The 670-nt window shown below is 44.9% G+C and carries 2 protein-coding genes; one reads left to right on the forward strand and one right to left on the reverse strand.

All coding sequences use genetic code 11. The features are described from left to right. A partial coding sequence (locus tag A3735_RS31780) for a hypothetical protein (RefSeq protein ID WP_231882507.1) occupies positions 1 to 191 on the reverse strand: 191 nt, incomplete at its 3' end. Positions 192 to 201: 10 nt separating this feature from the next. Between A3735_RS31780 and A3735_RS30525 the strand changes: the two genes are divergently transcribed. Then, positions 202 to 670 (forward strand): hypothetical protein (locus A3735_RS30525; RefSeq protein ID WP_231882508.1); only part of this gene is annotated, 469 nt, incomplete at its 3' end.

The following is a 670-nucleotide window of genomic DNA, read 5'->3' on the forward strand; positions in this document are numbered from 1 at the left end:
GCGTTTATTGGTGCCTTGCTCGGAACTCCTTTGGGTGTTTGCGCCAACTGTTCTACGCCCATTGCTTTTGGTTTATACCGGGGAGGCCTTCCTACTCCCACCGCTTTATCGATGCTGAGTAGTTCGCCAAGCTTTAATTTTATCGTGGTTGCGATGTCACTAAGCTTGCTGCCCATAGAGCTAGTTGCCATTAAGTACATCTTGATCGTATTTTTTGTCTTACTGGTAATTCCCTTTTTAAGTGCTCGTTTTCATGGCGAGGGTGGTAAGTTTAAAGGTAGTGGTATTGATCTCCCGCTAAATGCCTGTGCAATTACGCAACAAACTAGGGGGCTTCAGTTTGTCTTTGAATTTACCAAAGCATATTTGGGGCATTTAGGGTTTATCTTAAAAGGGGCGCTGCCTCTTATGCTTTTAGCTGGGGGGCTTGCTGCGCTTGTAGCAGAATTTGTTTCACTAGATAACTTAAATGGGTCGTGGACCTTAATAATACTAATTGTGGTGGCCTTGTGCGCTGCTTTTTTTCCGGTTCCTATTGCCTTCGATGTTGTTATCTCAGTTGGCTTGTTGGTAGCGGGGGTTGATATTGCCTATGTTGGCGCAGCCTTTTTTGCTTTAGGCGTTTTTAGTATTTATCCCGCGACGATGGTTGCACGAGATATCTCTCTGA

The sequence above is a fragment of the Oleiphilus sp. HI0061 genome, from assembly GCF_001635675.1.